This is a genomic window from Amycolatopsis umgeniensis (genome assembly GCF_014205155.1).
Lineage (GTDB): Bacteria > Actinomycetota > Actinomycetes > Mycobacteriales > Pseudonocardiaceae > Amycolatopsis > Amycolatopsis umgeniensis.
Map to the genome: position 1 here is coordinate 335,581 of NZ_JACHMX010000001.1, position 17,113 is coordinate 352,693.

Sequence of the window (17,113 nt, forward strand, 5' to 3'; positions counted from 1 at the left end):
GGAGGAGTGCCTGGATGCCGTCGCCGGCGAACGACGCCGTACCCCTCGACTACGAGACCGATCCAGGGCGCTTCGCGGCCAATGTCCTCTCGACGGCACGGTTCTCCTCGTGTGGCGACGTCCATCCGGAGATCGCTCGCCGTCTCGACGGCTGCTCTCTCGTGCTGGACATCGGAGGCGGCACCGGAGCGCTCTCGCGGTTGCTCACGCGCAGGCGGGTTGCGACGGTGGTGGCCGACCTCTCGTCGCACGTCTCCCGGGCACCGGGGTTCGCGGTACGGGCGGATGTCGCGGGCCTCCCTTTCCACGGCGGGACCTTCGACGGCGCCGCGGCCCTGTGGATGCTGCACCACGTGCCCGAGCCGGTGGAGGCCCTCGCCGAGGTGAGCCGGGTTCTCACCCCCGGCGGCCTCCTCGCCGTTTCGACGTCCAGCCGCTGGAACGACCCCGAGCTGGCCTGGGCACTACCTCGCTGGGGACGGCCGTCGAGCTTCGACGCCGAGATCGCGGAAACCCTCCTGGGCAAGGTGTTCGAGGTGGAATCGGTCCGGACGTGGGACGCCCGGCTCGTGACGCTTCCCGATCACGCCGCGGTCGCGTTGTTCCTGCGCGGCAGGGGTTTGCCGGAACCGTCCGCGCGGCGGCTCGCCCGCACGGTGGAGGTTCCGTTGTCCCTCACGAAAAGAGGGCTGGTGGCCTGGGCGCGGAAGCGTTATCGGGGGTGAGCCCGTCTCTAGCCGGCCTTGATCCGCCGAAGCCGCGCGTACACGTCCGCGGCTCTCGGCGCGCCGAGTTCGTTGAAGATCTTCAGCGCGTCTCCCCAGCAACCCCTCGCCGAGTCGACCTTGCCTTTCGCCTCCCAGAGCTGGCCGAGATGGTCCAGTGCCGCCGCTTCGCCGTAGCGATCCCCCATTTCGCGCCGGAGTTCCAGTGCCCGGTCGAGCTGTCCCGCCGATTCCCCGCTCCGGTGGATCTTCTGGAACACGAGCGCGAGCCCCACCAGCGTTTCCGCCTCGCCGTAGCGATAGTCGATCCGATGGCGGATGTCCAAAGCCTGGCGGAGGTTCTCGTAGGCCTGGTCGAATCTGCCCAGCTCGTGGTTCGTGAGACCGAGGAAGTGCAGGGTCTGCGCCACCCCCCATTCGTCGCCGAGCGCGTGGAAGACCGACAGCGCGTCGGCGTGGTGCTCGAGGGCTTCGGTGAATCTTCCTTGTTCGTGGTAGGCGATTCCCAGACTGATCAGTGCCTGGCCCTGTCCCCAGGAGTCGCCGATCTCGCGGCGGATGGCGAGCGCCGATTCAAGGTACTCCGACGCCTCTTCGAACCGGCACAGGTCGCGGTGGGCGATCCCCAGTCCCGCCAGAAGGGACGCCTCGCTGAACCGGTCGGAACATCGTCTGGCGGCCTCCACCCCGGTCTTGTAGGTCGCGATCCAGTCGGCCCACGGTTTGCGCAGCGTGAAGAACGCCCACAGCGCGAGCGGCAACCGGCACGCGATCACCGGCCAGTCCTCGGCGAGCGCGGCGTGCGCCGACGCGACCAGATTGGGCTGCTCGGCCTCGCACCAGGCGAGCGCGTCCCCGTAGGTGTCGAATTCGAGCCTGCCGGCGATGTCGACGGAGAACTCGATCTCGGTCCGTCTTCGCATGGGGGTGAGCACGCGATCCGCGGAATCGGCACAGGCGAGATACCACTCCAGCAGCCGTTTGGGCGCGTTTTCCCGCTCTTCGGCGGACTCCTCGGCCTCGACGCATTCCTTCGCGTAGACACGCAGCAGGTCATGGAAACGGAACCGGTCGCGGTCGACCTCGAACAACAGACATCCGCCGGTGAGATTGTCGAGCCTGCGCCGGACCTCGGCCGAGGGCATCCCGGACAGCACGGTCGCGGTGGTCACGCTGATGGTCGGGCCCGGATGAAGCCCGAGCAACCGGAAGAGGCGAGCGGTCTCGGGATCCAGCGCCCGGTACGACCACGAGAACACGGGCCGCAGGGCGGACATTTCGTCGTCCCCCGTTTCGAACGCGTCCAGCCTGCGCGCTTCCGAATCGAGTTCGGCGAGGAGGTCGGCGACCCGCAGATACGGATGGGCGGCCACGCGTTCGCCCGCGATCCGCAGTGCGAGGGGCAAGTGTCCGCACAGGTCGGCGAGTTCCGCTGTCGCACCGGCCTCCTCGTCCGCTCGCCCTGGCCCGATCGCCTTGCGCAACAGGGCTTCGGATTCGGCCGGGGACAGCATGTCCAAGGTGATCCGCCGCGCGCCGTTGCGCACGACGAGACCGGACAGGCTGCTGCGGCTGGTCACCATGACGAAGCAGCCGGACGTACTGGGCAGCAGGGCACGGACCTCGTCCGGGGAGGTGACGTTGTCCAAGACGATGACGAAGCGGCGATCGTTCACCAGCGAACGGAAGAGCGCCGATTTCGCCTCGAGGCTTCGCGGAATCATCTTCCCGGGGACTTCGAGCGCGCGCAGGAACCCGGCGAGGACCTCGTGCGGTGTACTCGGCGGCCCGGGAGCGTAGCCGTGGAGATCGCAATAGAGATCGCCATGGGGAAACCGGTCGCGCTGCCGATGCGCCCATTGCACGGCCAGTGCGGTCTTTCCCACGCCCGGCGCCCCGGCGACGATCGCGACCGCGACCGAATGGCTGTCCTCGCCCCGATCCGCGATGGCGCCGAGTTCGGCCAGTTCCGACTCCCTCCCGACGAACGTGGCGGTCACGGCGGGCAGCTGATGCGGCGTCAACGGAGAGCGGGCCGCGGACTCGTCGTCCCAACGATCCATATCCAGGAGTCGCCCGGGAACCGCCCACCGTCGCGGGTTCTCCCCGTTCCCACCTGAATGGCGCAAGCGCGTGGCCCACGTCACAACGACCGCTCTTGACTGACCGTCGGTCAGTCGAACTAAGGTAACCCTAAATCAACTATCGAAGGGGGTGCCGGTGGGACGCATCATGACGCTGGCGACCGGAGTTCGCCGCTATCTGGCCGTCGGCGTTCTCCTGCGCGTCGCCGTGACTTGCACTTACCTCGGCCAGGGGTTGCTGCTCGCCCGGGTGCTGGAGCAAATGCTGACCGGACATGGGATCGGCGAGCAGATCGCGCCGCTGGCCGGGGTCGGGGCCGCGGCACTGCTCCGGTTCGGGCTGCTCTGGATCGCGGAGATCGTCGGACAGCTCACCGCGGCCGCGACCAAGCAGGAACTGCGGACGCGGGCGTTCGCGAAACTGGCGGAACTCGGCCCCGGGCACACGTCCGGTGAACGCACCGGCGAGCTGAAAGGCGCGCTCGTCGAGGGCATCGAGTCCCTGGAGGCGTACTACGCCCGTTACGTGCCCTCGCTCGTGGCGGTCGCGGTGACGCCGGTGATCGTGCTCGGGGTGCTGGCGGGCTATGACCCGTGGTCCGCGGTGATCGTGGCGGCGTTCGTCGTCGCCGCGCTGATCCTGCCGAAGCTGTGGTCGCGGATGCTGAAGCGCCGCGGCGACGAGCTGATGACGGCGTATCTCGGGATGGGCGCGACCGTGCTGGACACGCTCCAGGGTCTGGTCACGCTCAAGGCCTTCGGCGCGGCGGGACGGCGTCGCGAGGAACTGGCGACCGTGTCGGACAGGCTGATCACCGGCTGGAACCGGGTGATGGCGGTCGCGTTGATCGCGCAGATGATCTACACCTTGGCGATCGTCGGCGGGGTGGCGGTGACCGTCGCGGTCGCGTCCGTCCGCGCCGCGGGCGGCTCACTGGACGTCGCCGCGTTGTTCGTCGTCCTGGTGCTTTCCGGCGAGGCACTGCGAGCGGTCGGCGTACTCGCCACGTCGTTCCACGCCAGTTACGACGCCGCGAGCGCGGCCGAGGTGCTGCACAAGTTGTTCGCGCGGCGGCCACCCGCCCCGGAGCGTCTAGGGGTCGCTCCGGCCGAAGGGGTGACTGCGTCGATCGGCTTCGAAGACGTGTCTTTCGCCTACCAGGAAGGCGAGACCGTCCTCAGTGGACTCTCCTTGCGTCTCGCGCCGGGAGAGACTGTCGCCGTCGTCGGCCCGTCGGGTGCGGGGAAGTCCACACTCGTCGCACTGCTCCAACGGTTCGTGGATCCCGGCACCGGACGGGTGACACTGGGCGGGCACGATCTGCGCGATCTGCCGCTCGAGCAGATCCGGTCGATGATCGGGCTCGTCTCCCAGGACACCCATCTGTTCGGCGGCACCATCCGGGACAACATCGCGCTCGCCCGCCCGGACGCCTCGGACGAGCAGATCGCCGAAGCCGCACGGGTGGCCGACATCCACGGCTTCGTCGCCGGGCTGCCGGACGGCTACGCCACCGAGGTCGGGGAACGAGGGCTGCTGCTCTCCGGCGGCCAGCGTCAACGGGTGGCGATCGCGCGCGCTGTCCTGCTGGACGCCCCGATCCTCGTGCTGGACGAGGCCACGGCCAGCGTCGACGCCGCCACCGAGGCGTCGATCCAAGCGGCGCTGGGCAGGCTGACCCGGGACCGCACCACGCTGGTGATCGCGCATCGGCTCTCCACCGTGCGCGACGCGGACCGCATCGTCGTACTCGACGCGGGCGTGATCCGCGAAACCGGAACCCATGACGAACTCCTCGCCCGCTCCGGGCGCTACGCCGATCTCCTCTCCGCACAAGGAGCCTCATGAACGCCGTCACCTCCCCGCTTCGCGCGACGCTGAACCGTGCGCGGCAAGGGAAAACCGCACTGGTCCTCGCCCTGATCGGCGGCGTGGCCCAGCACGCCGGGGCCGTCGTCGCCGCGGCCGCCGGTGCCTGGCTGATCGCGACCGCCGTGACCGGCGCCGGACCCGGCGGCCTCTCCCCCGGTTTGATCGTGCTCGCCGCCGCGGTGGTCGTCGCCAGTGCCGGGACGTGGGCGGCCGCGCAGTTCGGGCACGCCTTCGCCTTCCGGTACCAGGCCGGTCTGCGGTTGGCGCTCTACGACGGTTTGGAACGCAGCGCTCCTCGCGAACTGCAGGGAAGGCGAACCGGCGAAGTCGCGGCTGTCGCGATGGGCGACATCGAGCAGCTCGAACTGTTCTTCGCGCATCTGCTTCCCGGTGTCCTCAACGCGGTGACCATCGGCATCGCGAGCGTCGCGGCCCTCGCCACGATCGACCTCCGGCTCGCGGCCGCGGCGGGGATCGGCATGCTGCTGACCAGCCTGGTACCGATCATCGTGGCGCGCCGGACCGAACGCGACGGGCAGCGGCTGCGAGCCGAGCTCGGCGGACTGAACGGCGACGTCGTCGATGGGGTGCAAGGAATTCGCGAGCTGCTGGCCTTCCGCCGGATCGACGCGTGGCAGGCCAAACTCACCGCGCGCACGTCGGCGATCCGCCGTCACCAGCTCGCGCACGGACGCGCCGTGGGCTTTCAGAACGGCGTGACCGACCTGCTTTCGTCGGCCACCACGATCACCGTGCTGATCACGGCGGTCGTCCTCAGCGCGTCGGGCGGGATCTCACTCGCGATCGCGACCGTCGCCGTCGGCCTGGTCATCGCCGCGGTCCGGCCGGTCACCGAAGTGGTGGAGATGGCGGGACAGCTGTCGCCTCTGCGCGCCAGCGCCCGCCGGGTCGTGGAGCTGATCGACCAGCCGGCGCAGGTTCCCGATTCCGCGACCTCCACTCCGGCTGTCCAGTCCCCCGCCGTGCGCTTCGATCATGTGTCGTTCTCCTACGAACCCGGCCGTCCCGTTCTCGACGACGTCTCCTTCGAGGTGCCCGCGGGCTCGACGGTCGCGATCGTCGGGCACTCCGGCGCCGGGAAGTCGACGTGCGTCAACCTGCTGCTCCGGTTCTGGGATGCCGGACGGGGCGCCATCACCCTCGGCGGACACGATCTGCGGGACTTCCCGCTGGCGGACCTGCGGGAGCACATCACCGTCATCCCCCAGGACGTCTACCTGTTCGACGCCACCATCGCCGACAACCTCCGCCTCGGACGGCCCGGCGCGAGCCTCGCCGAACTCGAAGCCGCGGCACGGGCCGCCAACGCCCACGGCTTCATCGAGGCGCTGCCCGACGGGTACGACACGAAAGCGGGTGAGCGAGGGCTGCGGCTCTCCGGTGGCCAGCGTCAGCGCCTCGCCATCGCCCGCGCGCTCGTCTCGCCGGCTTCGGTCCTCGTCATGGACGAAGCCGCTTCGAACCTCGACACCGAAAACGAACGGAACATCCAGGCGGCGCTGCGGAACCTGCGCAGCGGGCACACCACGATCATCATCGCGCACCGGCTGTCCACGATCCGCGGCGCGGACCGCATCGTCGTCCTGGACGCGGGCCGCGTGGCCGAAATCGGGACCCACAAGGACCTTCTGGCCCGAGGCGGGCCCTACGCCCGGCTCATCGCGGCACAACACGCGGGCGTCGTCGGATCTTGAGCCGTCCTAAGCTGGGGGTATGAAGAGCACGGCACCCAGGACCAAACCCTCGGACGAGCGCCGGACGGATCTGCTCGACGCGGCCGAGGAACTGGTCCAGAAGCAGGGAGCCGAGCGCTTCACCGTCGAGGACGTCACTACGGGCGCGGGCGTCGCGAAGGGCACGTTCTATCTCCACTTCACGAGCAAGGGAGATCTGCTGGACGCGCTGCGAGACCGCTACGTGCGCCGGTTCGCCGAAGTGCAGCTGTCCGCCGCGCGCGCGGACGGCGGCGTCGCCGGGGTGCGGGCCTGGATGCGGGCGGGCGTCACGGAATACCTCCGCGACGTCCGCCTCCACGACGTCCTCTTCCACCCCACGGCGCGCGGCGAGCGGGACACACCGAACACGGTCGTCGACACGTTCGCCGAGTTCCTCGCGGCGCTGGACTCGCCTCCCCCGGATCCGGAGACGACGGCCTTGATCCTGTACTCGGCGATGCACGGGGTGACCGAGCACATCGTGCACGCGCCGGAGACGGGTGATCGGTTGCTGGCGGGGTTGGACCGGCTCGTGGTTTCGGTGCTGGGGTAGCGCGCGGCCGTTCGGTCTAACTTTCGCCCGATCTGTACATACTTTCGTTGACTCCGGACGAAAGTCCTCTTAGGTTCAGCGGACGTCACAGAGGTGCTCCGCCGCCGACCTCGAGGAGCAACGATGCTTCCGTCTGTCCGCAAGCGTTCCAACCGGTCCATCGTCGCTTCCTTGGCGCTGGTCACGGCACTGTCCGGGCTGGTGACAGCCCCCGCCGAAGCGGCCATCCCGCCCCAGCAACCAGGCGTCACGCTCCGCACGTACGACCTCCAACGCGAGATCACCAAGCTCTGCGTGATCAAGTCCGGCCAGACACCCAACGTCGACAAGCTGATGCCGACGATCAACTGGACCAGCACGGCCGACTTCGGGCTGGGCGAGCGTTTCGTCTCCGAGGTCATCGGAAACATCAACATCGCTGCCGCCGGCCAGCACGAATTCCGGCTCACCAGCGACGACGGCTCCAGGCTTCGCATCGACGGCCAAACGGTGATCAACCACGACGGCCTGCACGGGGCGACGCCCGCGACCGGCTCGGTCCAGTTGAGCACGGGGTATCACGCGCTGCGGATCGACCACTTCGACAACACCAACGACCAGCAGGTCACCCTCGAATGGCGGCCGCCGGGCGCGGCCGACTTCACGCTCGTGCCGAATTCGGTGCTCAGCACCGACGCCGACGTCGTCCGCGTGACCTCGCCGGGACGCAAGGAGTGCGAGGGCGCCGCGGATTCGCCGGGTGACGGCTTGCCGCTGAACGCCGTCCACCCCGGCTTCACGCTGACCAACCTGCGCCCGAACGGTTTCCAGCCGCAGGTCACCGGCATGGACTGGCTGCCGGACGGGCGGCTCGCCATCGCCACGTGGGGCGGGTCCGACAAGGTCCTCGGCGAGGTCCACCTGCTGAGCAACGTCAGCGGGAACACCGATCCGACCAAGGTCCAGACCAAGCGCGTCGCCAGCGGGTTGAAGGAACCGATGGGCGTCAAGTACGTCGACGGCAAGCTGTACGTTTCGGAGAAGACGCGGCTCGTCGAACTGAACGACACCAACGGCGACGGCGTGACCGACGACTACCGCACCGTCGCCACCTGGCCGTTCGGCGGCAACTTCCACGAGTTCGCGTTCGGCCTGCTGTACAAGGACGGCTTCTTCTACGCCAACCTTTCCGTGTCCATCAACTACGGCGGCGCCACGACCGACCCGCAGCCCGCGCCGAACCGCGGCACGACGATCAAGGTCAACAAGGCCACCGGTCAGGTGTCCTACATCGCCGGCGGGCTGCGCACGCCGCACGGTATCGGCTGGGGCCCGGAAGGCGACGTCTTCGTCACGGACAACCAGGGCGGCTGGCTGCCGGCGAACAAGCTCGTGCGGGTCAAGCAGGACCGCTTCTTCAACCACTACACCAATCCCCCGGGCCCGTTCGACTCGAAGCCGGTGACAGCGCCCGTGTTGTGGTTGCCGCACAACGAGATCGCGAACTCGCCGAGCAACATGGTCATGCTGTCGCAGGGCCCCTTCGCCGGGCAGATGGTCTACGGCGACGTGACCTACGGCGGGCTCCAGCGAGCCTTCCTGGAGAAGGTCAACGGCGAGTACCAGGGCGCCGTTTTCCGGCTCACCCAAGGACTCGAGTCAGGCGTCAGCCGGATCAGCCTCGGACCGGACGGCGCGATCTACACCGGCGGGATCGACGGCGGGGGCAACTGGGGCCAGCCCGGCAAACTCGCCTACGGCCTCCAGAAGGTGACTCCCAACGGCACGAACGCCTTCGACATCCGTGCGATGCGGGCCGTCGCGGGCGGATTCGAACTCGAGTACACCCAGCCGCTGTCGGCCGACACCGCGCAGAACCTCGCGGCGAAGTACCAGGCGCAGCAGTGGCGTTACCAGCCCACCTCCGCGTACGGCGGGCCTAAGGTCGACGAGCAGACCTTGTCCGTCACCTCCGCGAGCCTGTCCCCCGACCGCAAGAAGGTCACGCTGCAGGTGGCCGGACTGAAGGCCGGGCACGTGGTGCACGTCCGCTCCCCGCGTCCGTTCGCCGCGGAATCCGGTGCGGCGCTGTGGAGCACGGAGGCGTGGTACACACTGAACTCGCTGGTCGGCGGCCCGCCGGCGAGCACGACCTACGAGGCGGAGCGTGCCGCGCTGAGCGGTGGCGCCGCGACCAACACCAACCACGCGGGCTACGCGGGCACCGGATTTGTCGATGGTTACTGGAACCAGGGCGCCGCGACGACGTTCACCGTGAACGCGCCGAAGGCCGGTGCGTACAACGCGTCCTTGCGCTACTCGAACGGCCCGGATCCGGCCCCAGGGACCAAATCCGTGACCGTCTACGTCAACGGGACCAAGAGCAAACAGGTCAGGCTCGCCAGCACCGGAAACTGGGACACCTGGAACTCCCAACCGGAAACACTCACCCTCGCCGCCGGGAACAACACGATCTCCTATCGCTACGACAGCGGCGACGCGGGCAACGTCAACCTCGACAGCCTCACCGTCACCGAGTCTCAGCGCATCCCACTGTTCAAGGGCACCGACCTGAACGCCTGGGAGAAACGCGCGGGCGGCGCCGCGACCTGGCCGGTGTCCGGCGGCGCGATGGAGTCCAACGGCGGCGACATCCGCACGAAGCAGCAGTTCGGCGATTTCCGGTTGCACGCCGAGTGGAACGAGCCGAACTATCCGCCGGAGGTCACCGGACAGCAGAGGGGCAACAGCGGGATCTATCTCCAGGAGCGCTACGAACTGCAGGTGCTGGAATCGTTCGGGGACACCACGCTCGCCAACAACGAGGCGGGCGCGATCTACTCGAAGAAGGCGCCTGACCGGAACATGGCGACGGCTCCCGGGACCTGGCAGACCTACGACGTCACCTTCCGCGCCGCGCGGTTCGACGGCGCCGGGAACAAGACCGACAACGCCCGGGTGACCGTGGTCTGGAACGGTGTCGTGGTCCACAACGACGTGGCGATCGACGGCGGCACGGGCGACAACAACCCGGAGAACGCCGGGCCGGGCGCGATCCGGCTCCAGGATCACGGCGACCCCGGTGAGAACCCGCGGTTCCGCAACATCTGGATCGAACCGATCGGGTAGCAAGAGGACCAGTGCTCGTGAGTGGTGAGGGCGGTATTCACCTAGCCGCTGGACCGGATGTCCTCTCGGTGAGCCTGCGGAGCTCGTGCCGGGGCTGATGTGATCGAGCTTGTCGGCTGACGGTTGTGACCGGCATGGCCTTGATCGACGGAAGTAGCCTCGCGACGGTGGAGGATTTGGGACGTTGAACGTCCCAAATCCTCCACCGTCAACTCCAACACCCACGCAACCCGTCATCCTCGAGCACGCCAGGCGTAGGTGGGCAAATACAGCTCCGCTCTAACCGTCCTCACCCCTTACGAGGACCGGGCCAGCCGATGTCGCCGCTCGGAAGCTGTCAGCGGCGGCAAGGGCCGAGGTCCACCCCTCCCGTCGTCTGCCCGGCGGTGACCGGAACCGGTGTGGCGGAAGCGAAATCGGCCGCGTCTCGGTGCCAGCATTCGGCATCGGTGTAGTACTTGATCTTGACGTTCTGGGTGGCGAGCCCGTTCACGGTGTACTGCCCGGCCGAATCCGGTGTCGTCCAGTCGATGATGTCGCCGGTGCGCGCGTTGTAGGTGTAGACGTAGCCGAAGGTCGGCTTGCCGTCCTTGCCGAGGATCTTTCCGCTGACCGAGCCGTTCGGCACGAGCGCGGCGTTCTCCGTCACCGTGGCGTTCGGCCGCACCCGCACCGGGCGGGCGGCGAAGCGGTCCGCGGCGCCTCCCGACCACTGCCACGCGTAGTCGCCTCGGGAGGAGGCGAACTCGAGCGGCCAGTCGTACGGGCCGAGACCCTTGATCGTGTAGGTCCCGTCGTTCCGGCTGCAGTTCACGTCGAAGTGGAAGCCGATCCGGGGATCGACCGCGTACGGGTACACGCAGACGCCGTTCACCGCGGCTGCCGTGGCGCGATCGGTGACCTTCCCGGTGATCGTGCCCGCGGGATCCATTTGGATGTCCGGGATCGAGACGACCTTGCCGAGTTCGGCGGTGACCGTCCGGGCGTGCCCGATGTCGCCGGTGCCGCCGTTCTGCCCCGCCCATTGGACGCCGTAGCGCTCGTCCAGCGGCTTGACCAGCAGCTTGTACGCGCCGGGGTCGATCGGCCCGATCACCAGTTTGCCGTTCTCGTCGCTGCAGTAGTACTGATAGTCGGCGTCGAGGACCCCGACGACCGGAAGGGCGTAGGTGTCGACGCAGATGCGCTCCAGCGGGGCCTTGGTCTTCGCGTCGCGCACGGTGGTCACGATCGAAGCGGCCGGCTTCATCGACGCCCGGAAGTCGGTGGTCTGCCCGGGGCTCAGATCGACACGCTGCCAGTTCACCGGCTGATAGGAACCGTCCGGTCCCCAGACGCTCAGCGTGTAGTACCCGAACGGCGGCAAGTCCTCGTAGACCATGACACCGTCGGCTCCGGCGCATTTCCGCAACTGCGGCGGATGTCCCTGTTCGACCTGTGAGCACGCTCCCGCGACGGGCTTGCCGGTCTTCTCGTCCGTCGCGGTCACTCTCAGTTTCCCGTACGGCGCGATGGCCTCGTCGACGACGGCCACCTCGCCCTCGGAAACGGCGAAGGTGTCCGCGTCCGGGAAGTTCGACTTCTGCCGGATCCATTGTGTGCGATCGCCGTACGTGATCGCCATCGTGTAGGTGTCCGCCTTCACGCCGCCGAACGTGTACGTGCCGTCCGCCGCGGTGAGGACCGTCGACCACCACCGCTGGTTCTGATCGGTGAGGCTCACCGACGCGCCCGCGGCGGGCTTGCCCTGGTCGGTGATCGTCCCTCGGACGGTGGCGGTGCCCTGTCGCAGCCCGAAATCCAGTCCGTGCGGCAGGTCCAGCACGTCCGCGGCGAGCGCGCTTCCCTTGTTGTGCGACCAAAGCTCGCCGTATCCGGCGGCGGTCGCGCGGGCCTTGTACTTGCCGGGGACGACGTCCGCGATCTCGTAGCGGCCGTCCGCGCCCGCGCAACCCGAACCCGTTTCCTTCAGGTCCAGATCGAACAAGGTGACGCACGCCCCGGGCACCGGCTCCCCGGAATCCGCGGCCTTCACCACACCGGACACGACCCCCTGGTCGGCCATGGCCGGGCCGGACATCAGCAGCGCGGCGATCGGTATGGCGGCAGTCAGGAACAGTGCTCTCTTCATCGGAAGCTCCCCTCAGTGTCACGCGAACGATGACGCCGGGGGCCTCGTGGTGTCTGCGTCATCTGACACAGACACCACCTTCGTGAAGCTCAGACTGGCTGATCGACCGCGAGGACTTCACGGGCGACGAGGACGCCACCGACGAAGCCCACCGGCATGACGATGAGCGCGGCGAACGGGATCAGGCACAGCAACGAAACGGGCAGCCCCAGCCCGAGCGCGAGCGCGCGGCGTTTACGCAGCACCAGCCTCCGCTGCTTCAGATCCATGCCGCGCCGGTAGAACGGCACGGCGATCAGTTCCAGCGCCAGGAACCACGCCGTGACCAAGGCCAGCAGGACCGGCACCACGGTCTGCCCCACCACCGGGATGAAGCCCGCGATCAGGAGCGGGATGGTGAACATCAGCGAGCGCAGGACGAGCAGCAGACCGTCGCGCAACCCCATCACCAGCAACTTCCACCACGACAAGTCCACCGCGCCGGGCACCCCGCCGAGGTCGTCCTCGACCTTCTCCGCGATGTGCTCGTAGAACGGTCCGCCGATGGCGAGGGTGATCGCCGTGAACCCGATCATGGCGATGGCCAGCGCCATCCCGAACACCGCGGCCCCGGCCGCCACCCGGACAGCCGTCCGCAGGCCCGAGTCCCAGTCGTCCGCGAACGGGGTGACCAGTGTGGACAGATCGTCGATCCGGAACGCCAGCGCGATCACCCCGCCGAGCAGCAGCGCCGTGGTCAGCACCGCGGGCAGCGCCCCGATCAGCAGCAGCTTCGGCGACCGCAGAAGGATGCCGAGGCCACGCCCGAACATCCGGAAACCCGTGAAGAAATCCCGCATCGGACCTTTCTATCAGTGTCCGGGATGTCCGGTCATGGCCGTAGGCCTCAAGGGACCCGCAACCGCTGCCCCGGGTTGAGCAGGTTCCCCGGCGCGTACCGGGCCTTCGCCTCGGCGAGCTTCGGCCAGACGGCGCCGAAGTGCGCACGCCAGTCCTCTGTGGACATCGGCAGCGCGTTCGACGGGTAGACCTTCCCGCCCCGTTCCCGCGCCTTCCGGTGGAGGTCCACGTTCAGCTCCAGCAACCGCGCGTTGTGCAGCGGATCGTCCGGCGAACCGGTGCGCAGCGGGGAGAAGAGCCAGGAGATCTCACCCGGCGGCACGCTGAACAGAGGGGTCTTCAACCGGTCGTTCCGCACCGGGTAGAGAAGGATCAGCCCCGTGGCGCCCAGCTCCGCTTCGCCGGTGGCGGCGAGGGTTTCGGCCACGATCTGCTCGACAGTGTCGTCGGTGAGGAAGACGTTCAGCCATTGATGCGGGTGGAACCAGCTTCCCTCGGCCCGTAACGCCGCCTCCCCGTCGGCCATCCGGTTCAGGAAACCGAAGTACGTCGTGTCTTCGACTTCGGACTCGCCGAAACCGAGCGAGTCCAGCAGCGCGGCCTCGTCCGGCTCCTCGGGTGGCGTGTAGTAGGCGACGGCCTCCAGCATGTACCGCCAGCCGTCGCCGTCGGGGATCAGCTGGCCTTCCACGTAGTCGAAGCGACCGTCCACGACGACGGCACGCTGATCCGCCAGGAACGCCGGAAGGGAGTCGTAGTAGAGCTTCCATCGCCTGGCCCGCGCCGGCGCCGGGATCAGCCGCAAGGTCACGCGGGTGATCACCCCGCATTGCCCGAGACCGCCGAGGACGGCGTCGAAAAGTTCCGCGTCGGTGTCACGGGAGCAGGTGAGCACCTCGCCGGTGCCGGTGACGACCTCCAGTTCCACCACGCCGTCGGTCTGCGTGCCGTACTGGTGGGTGGCACCGCCGATGCCGCCGACCACCAGCGTGCCGGCGACGGTCAGCTCGAGGTAGTCGGTGAGCACCGGAGGTGTCAGCCCGTGCGGCAAGGTCGTTTCCAGTACTTCACGCCAGCGGGCGCCCGCGTCCACCGACACCAGATCCCCGGTGACCACGCGATGCGGCGGCAACGAGGTCATGTCCAGCACGATCCCGCCTTCGGCCAATCCCTGGCCGTACGGTGAATGCCCGGCGCCGCGGGCGGCGACCGGCAGGCCCCGGGCGGCGGCGAACCTGAGCACCACGGCCACATCCGTCACCGAGGCGGGCCGCACCACCAGGCCGGGCCTCGCGTGGATCAGATTTCCCCAGTCACGCCCGGCGATGGAAAGGGCGGCCTCTCCGGTGAGGATCTCTCCGGCGACGGCGGGCAAGATCTCGTCGGTCATCCTTCCACGCTACCGATGATCCGCGGATCGGGCAGGTCCCTCAGCTGACGGCGTGAGGTGATGCCGAGTTTCCGGAAGATGTTGCGCAGATGGGCATCGACCGTGCGCGGGCTGAGGAAGAGGCGTGCGGCGACCTCCTTCGACGTCGCGCCGGTGGCGACCAGCCGCGCGATGTGCACCTGCTGCAGGGTGAGTTCCTCGCCGCCGGGCCCGGACCGGCTTCGGGCTACCTCGCCGGTGGCTCGCAACTCGTCGGCGGCCCGCCGGGCGAAGGCCTCCATACCCATGCCGGACAGCAGTTCGTGAGCGGTCCGGAGGTGCTCGCGAGCGTCACGCCGCCTGCCCTCGCGGCGCAGCCATTCCCCGAAGAGCAGGTGTGCCCTGGCCCGGTACGGGGTCGTCGGGCTTCCGTCGAGCCGATCGACGGCCTCCCGATAGTCGGCTTCAGCGCCGGTGACCAGCCCTCGCGCGTACGCGGTGACGCCCAGCCCCCATGAGGTACCGCTGGGAGCGGTGCGTTCTGTCAGGGAGTCCAACGCGGCCACAGCCGACTCACGCTCGCCGCAACGGACGGCGGCCTCGATCAGTTCGGGCAGGGCGATCCCGGCGAGGAACAGGTCGCCGGGCTCGGTCGCCCGACGTGCCGCGGCCAGCGCGGCCGGATAGTCGGCCAAGCCGTTGTGCAGCACGGCCGAGGTCCAATGGACGTTGGCGATCAGCTGGCCGATGCCCAAGGCGGCCGTTGTGTCGAACAAGGCGAGGCCTTCCGCCCGCCGTCCGCGCATCGCGGTCAGATGCAGTCGTGGATACCGCAGCGACGGGACACCGAGTGCGTCCGCGATGGCCTCTTCTTCGGCGATGGCGGACATCGCCTTGCCGAGGTCGCCGGTGATCACGGCGGCGGACGCCACCTGGGCGAGGCCGAGCCTGAGGGTGTGCGGCGATCCGGTTTCCCTGCCGGTCTCCATCAGCCGGCCGACGATCTCCGCGTGGGTTTCGATATCCCACAGCTCGGCCGCGATCATCGTGGCCAGCGCGGGCCGTCGAGTCCACATCGGACGGTCGGCCAGAATACGGCGCAGTACCGGGACGGCGGCCTGGTGGCCCTCGGCGGTCAGCAGGACCAACGCGTCGAGGATGTCGGGTGACGACGCCGGCGGAGCCGAACGCGCCTCGTCCACCACTTTGTCCATCACCCCGTTCGCCCGTCCGACGACGAGACTCACCTCCAGCGCGTCGAGAAAGCACTCGCGGGACCACTCCGGATCCAGACCGGCGAGGAGATGCGCCGCGCGGAGCATGAAGTCCGCGCCGTTGCCGTCGGTGTGCCGGGCGAACGCGATCCGCCCGCGCAGCAGGTCGGCCTTCGCCCGGGTGAGGTCGTCCTGCGGACCGGTCTCCACCGTGGTGAGCAGCCCGGCGGCCGCGTCGGCGGCACCTGCGTCGAGTTTCGCGCGTGCCGCGCCGAGGGTGTGCTCGGTCCGCAGACCGGCGTCCAGCGACAGCGCCGCCGCCCGCTCCAGGAAGGCCGCGGCCGCCGCGACACCGCCCCGTGCCTGGGCGCGGGAGGCGGAACGGGCCAGCTCCGCGGCGAGGTCGTCGTCCGGTCCGGTGCTTGCCTGGGCGAGGTGCCAGACCCGCCGGTCCGGATCGGCCGCGGGATCGGTCACGCTCGCGAGGGCCTGATGGGCGCGCCTGCGGTCGTCGGCCGCGGCGGCCAGATAGACGGCCGAGCGCGCGAGCGGATGGCAGAACCGCACCCGGGTCGAGAAGTCGACCAGTCCGGACGCCTCCGCCACGTCCGCGCTCGCCACCACCCCGTCGCCCAGCTGTCGTGCGGCGGGCCACAGCAGGCCTGGGTCACCGGTCGGGTCGGCGCTCGCGACGGTGAGCAGCAGACGGGCGTCGGCGGGCAACCCGGCCAGCCTTGCCGCGAAGCCGCGCTCGATCCGGTTCGGCAACGAAGCCGTGTCCGGGAGCGCGAACCCGCCCGACTTGGGCAGTTCGAGCAGCGCCAGAGGATTCCCGCGCGCCTCGGCGACGACACGGTCGCGCACCCGCGGGTCGACCGCGGAAACGCCGTCCGCCAGCACCTTCCGCGCGTCGGCGTCACTCAGCCCCTCGACGACCAAGCCCGGTAACTCGTCGAGCCCGCCGGCCGGGGTGCGGACGGCGAAGATCATCGCGACCGGCTCCGACGTGATGCGCCGGGCGAGGAACGTGAGCGCCCTCGTCGAGGCGTCGTCCAGCCAGTGGGCGTCGTCGATCACGCACAACAGCGGGCCGCTCCGCGCCGCGGACGACAGCAGATCCAGCGTCGCGAGGCCGATCCGGAACAGGTCCGGCGTCCCGGTCGCGAGACCGAACGCGACCTGAAGCGCCTCACGATGCCGTGGGGACAGCTCGCCCAGATACCCGAGCACCGGCACGCACAGCTGATGCAGAGCGGCGAACGGGAGTTCGGTCTCGAACTCCGATCCGGACGCCTCGACGATCCGGAAGTCCGAGGCGTCCTGCCGCGCCTGGGCCAGCAACGTGCTCTTGCCGATGCCCGGCTCGCCTCGGAGCACCAGCGCTCCCCCGTTGCCCTTCCTGGCGTCGGCGATCACCGCCTCGAGGGCGCTGATCTCAGTGGTCCGGCCCACCGGCTGTGTCGGCATACCGCGAAGATAG

10 protein-coding genes are annotated in these 17,113 nt (G+C 69.1%); 5 read left to right on the forward strand and 5 right to left on the reverse strand.

Annotated elements, in window-relative coordinates; translation table 11 throughout:
* The first annotated feature begins 14 nt into the window (after positions 1-14).
* A complete protein-coding gene (locus HDA45_RS01465; protein ID WP_184891496.1) occupies positions 15-725 on the forward strand; it encodes a class I SAM-dependent methyltransferase in 711 nt (236 codons plus the stop codon).
* 8 nt (positions 726-733) lie between these two features.
* On the opposite strand, the gene HDA45_RS01470 is transcribed toward HDA45_RS01465, so the two are convergent.
* On the reverse strand, positions 734-2,788 hold the full coding sequence (locus tag HDA45_RS01470) for an ATP-binding protein (RefSeq protein ID WP_184891497.1): 2,055 nt from the start codon (positions 2,786-2,788) through the stop codon (positions 734-736).
* A gap of 157 nt (positions 2,789-2,945) precedes the next feature.
* On the opposite strand from HDA45_RS01470, the gene HDA45_RS42700 reads away from it, so the two are divergent.
* From HDA45_RS42700 to HDA45_RS01490, 4 genes are all read left to right on the forward strand, one after another.
* Positions 2,946-4,658 (forward strand): ATP-binding cassette domain-containing protein, encoded by a 1,713-nt coding sequence (locus HDA45_RS42700; RefSeq protein ID WP_184891498.1) that lies wholly within the window; start codon positions 2,946-2,948, stop codon positions 4,656-4,658.
* Positions 4,655-6,397, forward strand: coding sequence for an ABC transporter ATP-binding protein (locus HDA45_RS01480; RefSeq protein ID WP_184891499.1), 1,743 nt, complete (start codon positions 4,655-4,657; stop codon positions 6,395-6,397). The genes HDA45_RS42700 and HDA45_RS01480 overlap by 4 nt, the downstream gene beginning before the upstream one ends.
* A gap of 19 nt (positions 6,398-6,416) precedes the next feature.
* Positions 6,417-6,971 carry a TetR/AcrR family transcriptional regulator gene (locus HDA45_RS01485; RefSeq protein ID WP_184891500.1) on the forward strand — a complete coding sequence of 185 codons (555 nt, stop codon included), beginning with the start codon at positions 6,417-6,419 and terminating at the stop codon, positions 6,969-6,971.
* A 123-nt stretch (positions 6,972-7,094) separates the two neighbouring features.
* The gene (locus HDA45_RS01490; RefSeq protein WP_184891501.1) at positions 7,095-10,079 is read left to right on the forward strand and encodes a 3-keto-alpha-glucoside-1,2-lyase-like domain-containing protein; all 2,985 of its coding nucleotides are present in this window, start codon (positions 7,095-7,097) and stop codon (positions 10,077-10,079) included.
* Positions 10,080-10,416: 337 nt separating this feature from the next.
* Here HDA45_RS01490 and HDA45_RS01495 read toward each other — a convergent pair whose 3' ends face one another.
* From HDA45_RS01495 to HDA45_RS01510, 4 genes are all read right to left on the reverse strand, one after another.
* Positions 10,417-12,210, reverse strand: coding sequence for a carboxypeptidase regulatory-like domain-containing protein (locus HDA45_RS01495; protein ID WP_184891502.1), 1,794 nt, complete (start codon positions 12,208-12,210; stop codon positions 10,417-10,419).
* Between the two features lie 89 nt (positions 12,211-12,299).
* Positions 12,300-13,049 (reverse strand): EI24 domain-containing protein, encoded by a 750-nt coding sequence (locus tag HDA45_RS01500; RefSeq protein WP_184891504.1) that lies wholly within the window; start codon positions 13,047-13,049, stop codon positions 12,300-12,302.
* 47 nt (positions 13,050-13,096) lie between these two features.
* Entirely contained in the window at positions 13,097-14,440 is a 1,344-nt protein-coding gene (locus HDA45_RS01505; protein ID WP_184891505.1) for an FAD-binding protein, read from the reverse strand.
* Positions 14,437-17,100 carry an AAA family ATPase gene (locus HDA45_RS01510; RefSeq protein WP_184891506.1) on the reverse strand — a complete coding sequence of 888 codons (2,664 nt, stop codon included), beginning with the start codon at positions 17,098-17,100 and terminating at the stop codon, positions 14,437-14,439. The genes HDA45_RS01505 and HDA45_RS01510 overlap by 4 nt, the downstream gene beginning before the upstream one ends.
* Positions 17,101-17,113: the final 13 nt, after the last annotated feature.

What these genes read in the sequence shown, in the direction of transcription:
- HDA45_RS01500 (WP_184891504.1), bottom strand. Translation starts at nt 13,049, where the DNA reads ATGCGGGATTTCTTCACGGGTTTCCGGATGTTCGGGCGTGGCCTCGGC.
- HDA45_RS01480 (WP_184891499.1), top strand. Translation starts at nt 4,655, where the DNA reads ATGAACGCCGTCACCTCCCCGCTTCGCGCGACGCTGAACCGTGCGCGG.
- HDA45_RS01485 (WP_184891500.1), top strand. Translation starts at nt 6,417, where the DNA reads ATGAAGAGCACGGCACCCAGGACCAAACCCTCGGACGAGCGCCGGACG.
- HDA45_RS01505 (WP_184891505.1), bottom strand. Translation starts at nt 14,440, where the DNA reads ATGACCGACGAGATCTTGCCCGCCGTCGCCGGAGAGATCCTCACCGGA.
- HDA45_RS01495 (WP_184891502.1), bottom strand. Translation starts at nt 12,210, where the DNA reads ATGAAGAGAGCACTGTTCCTGACTGCCGCCATACCGATCGCCGCGCTG.
- HDA45_RS01490 (WP_184891501.1), top strand. Translation starts at nt 7,095, where the DNA reads ATGCTTCCGTCTGTCCGCAAGCGTTCCAACCGGTCCATCGTCGCTTCC.
- HDA45_RS01465 (WP_184891496.1), top strand. Translation starts at nt 15, where the DNA reads ATGCCGTCGCCGGCGAACGACGCCGTACCCCTCGACTACGAGACCGAT.
- HDA45_RS01510 (WP_184891506.1), bottom strand. Translation starts at nt 17,100, where the DNA reads ATGCCGACACAGCCGGTGGGCCGGACCACTGAGATCAGCGCCCTCGAG.
- HDA45_RS01470 (WP_184891497.1), bottom strand. Translation starts at nt 2,788, where the DNA reads ATGGATCGTTGGGACGACGAGTCCGCGGCCCGCTCTCCGTTGACGCCG.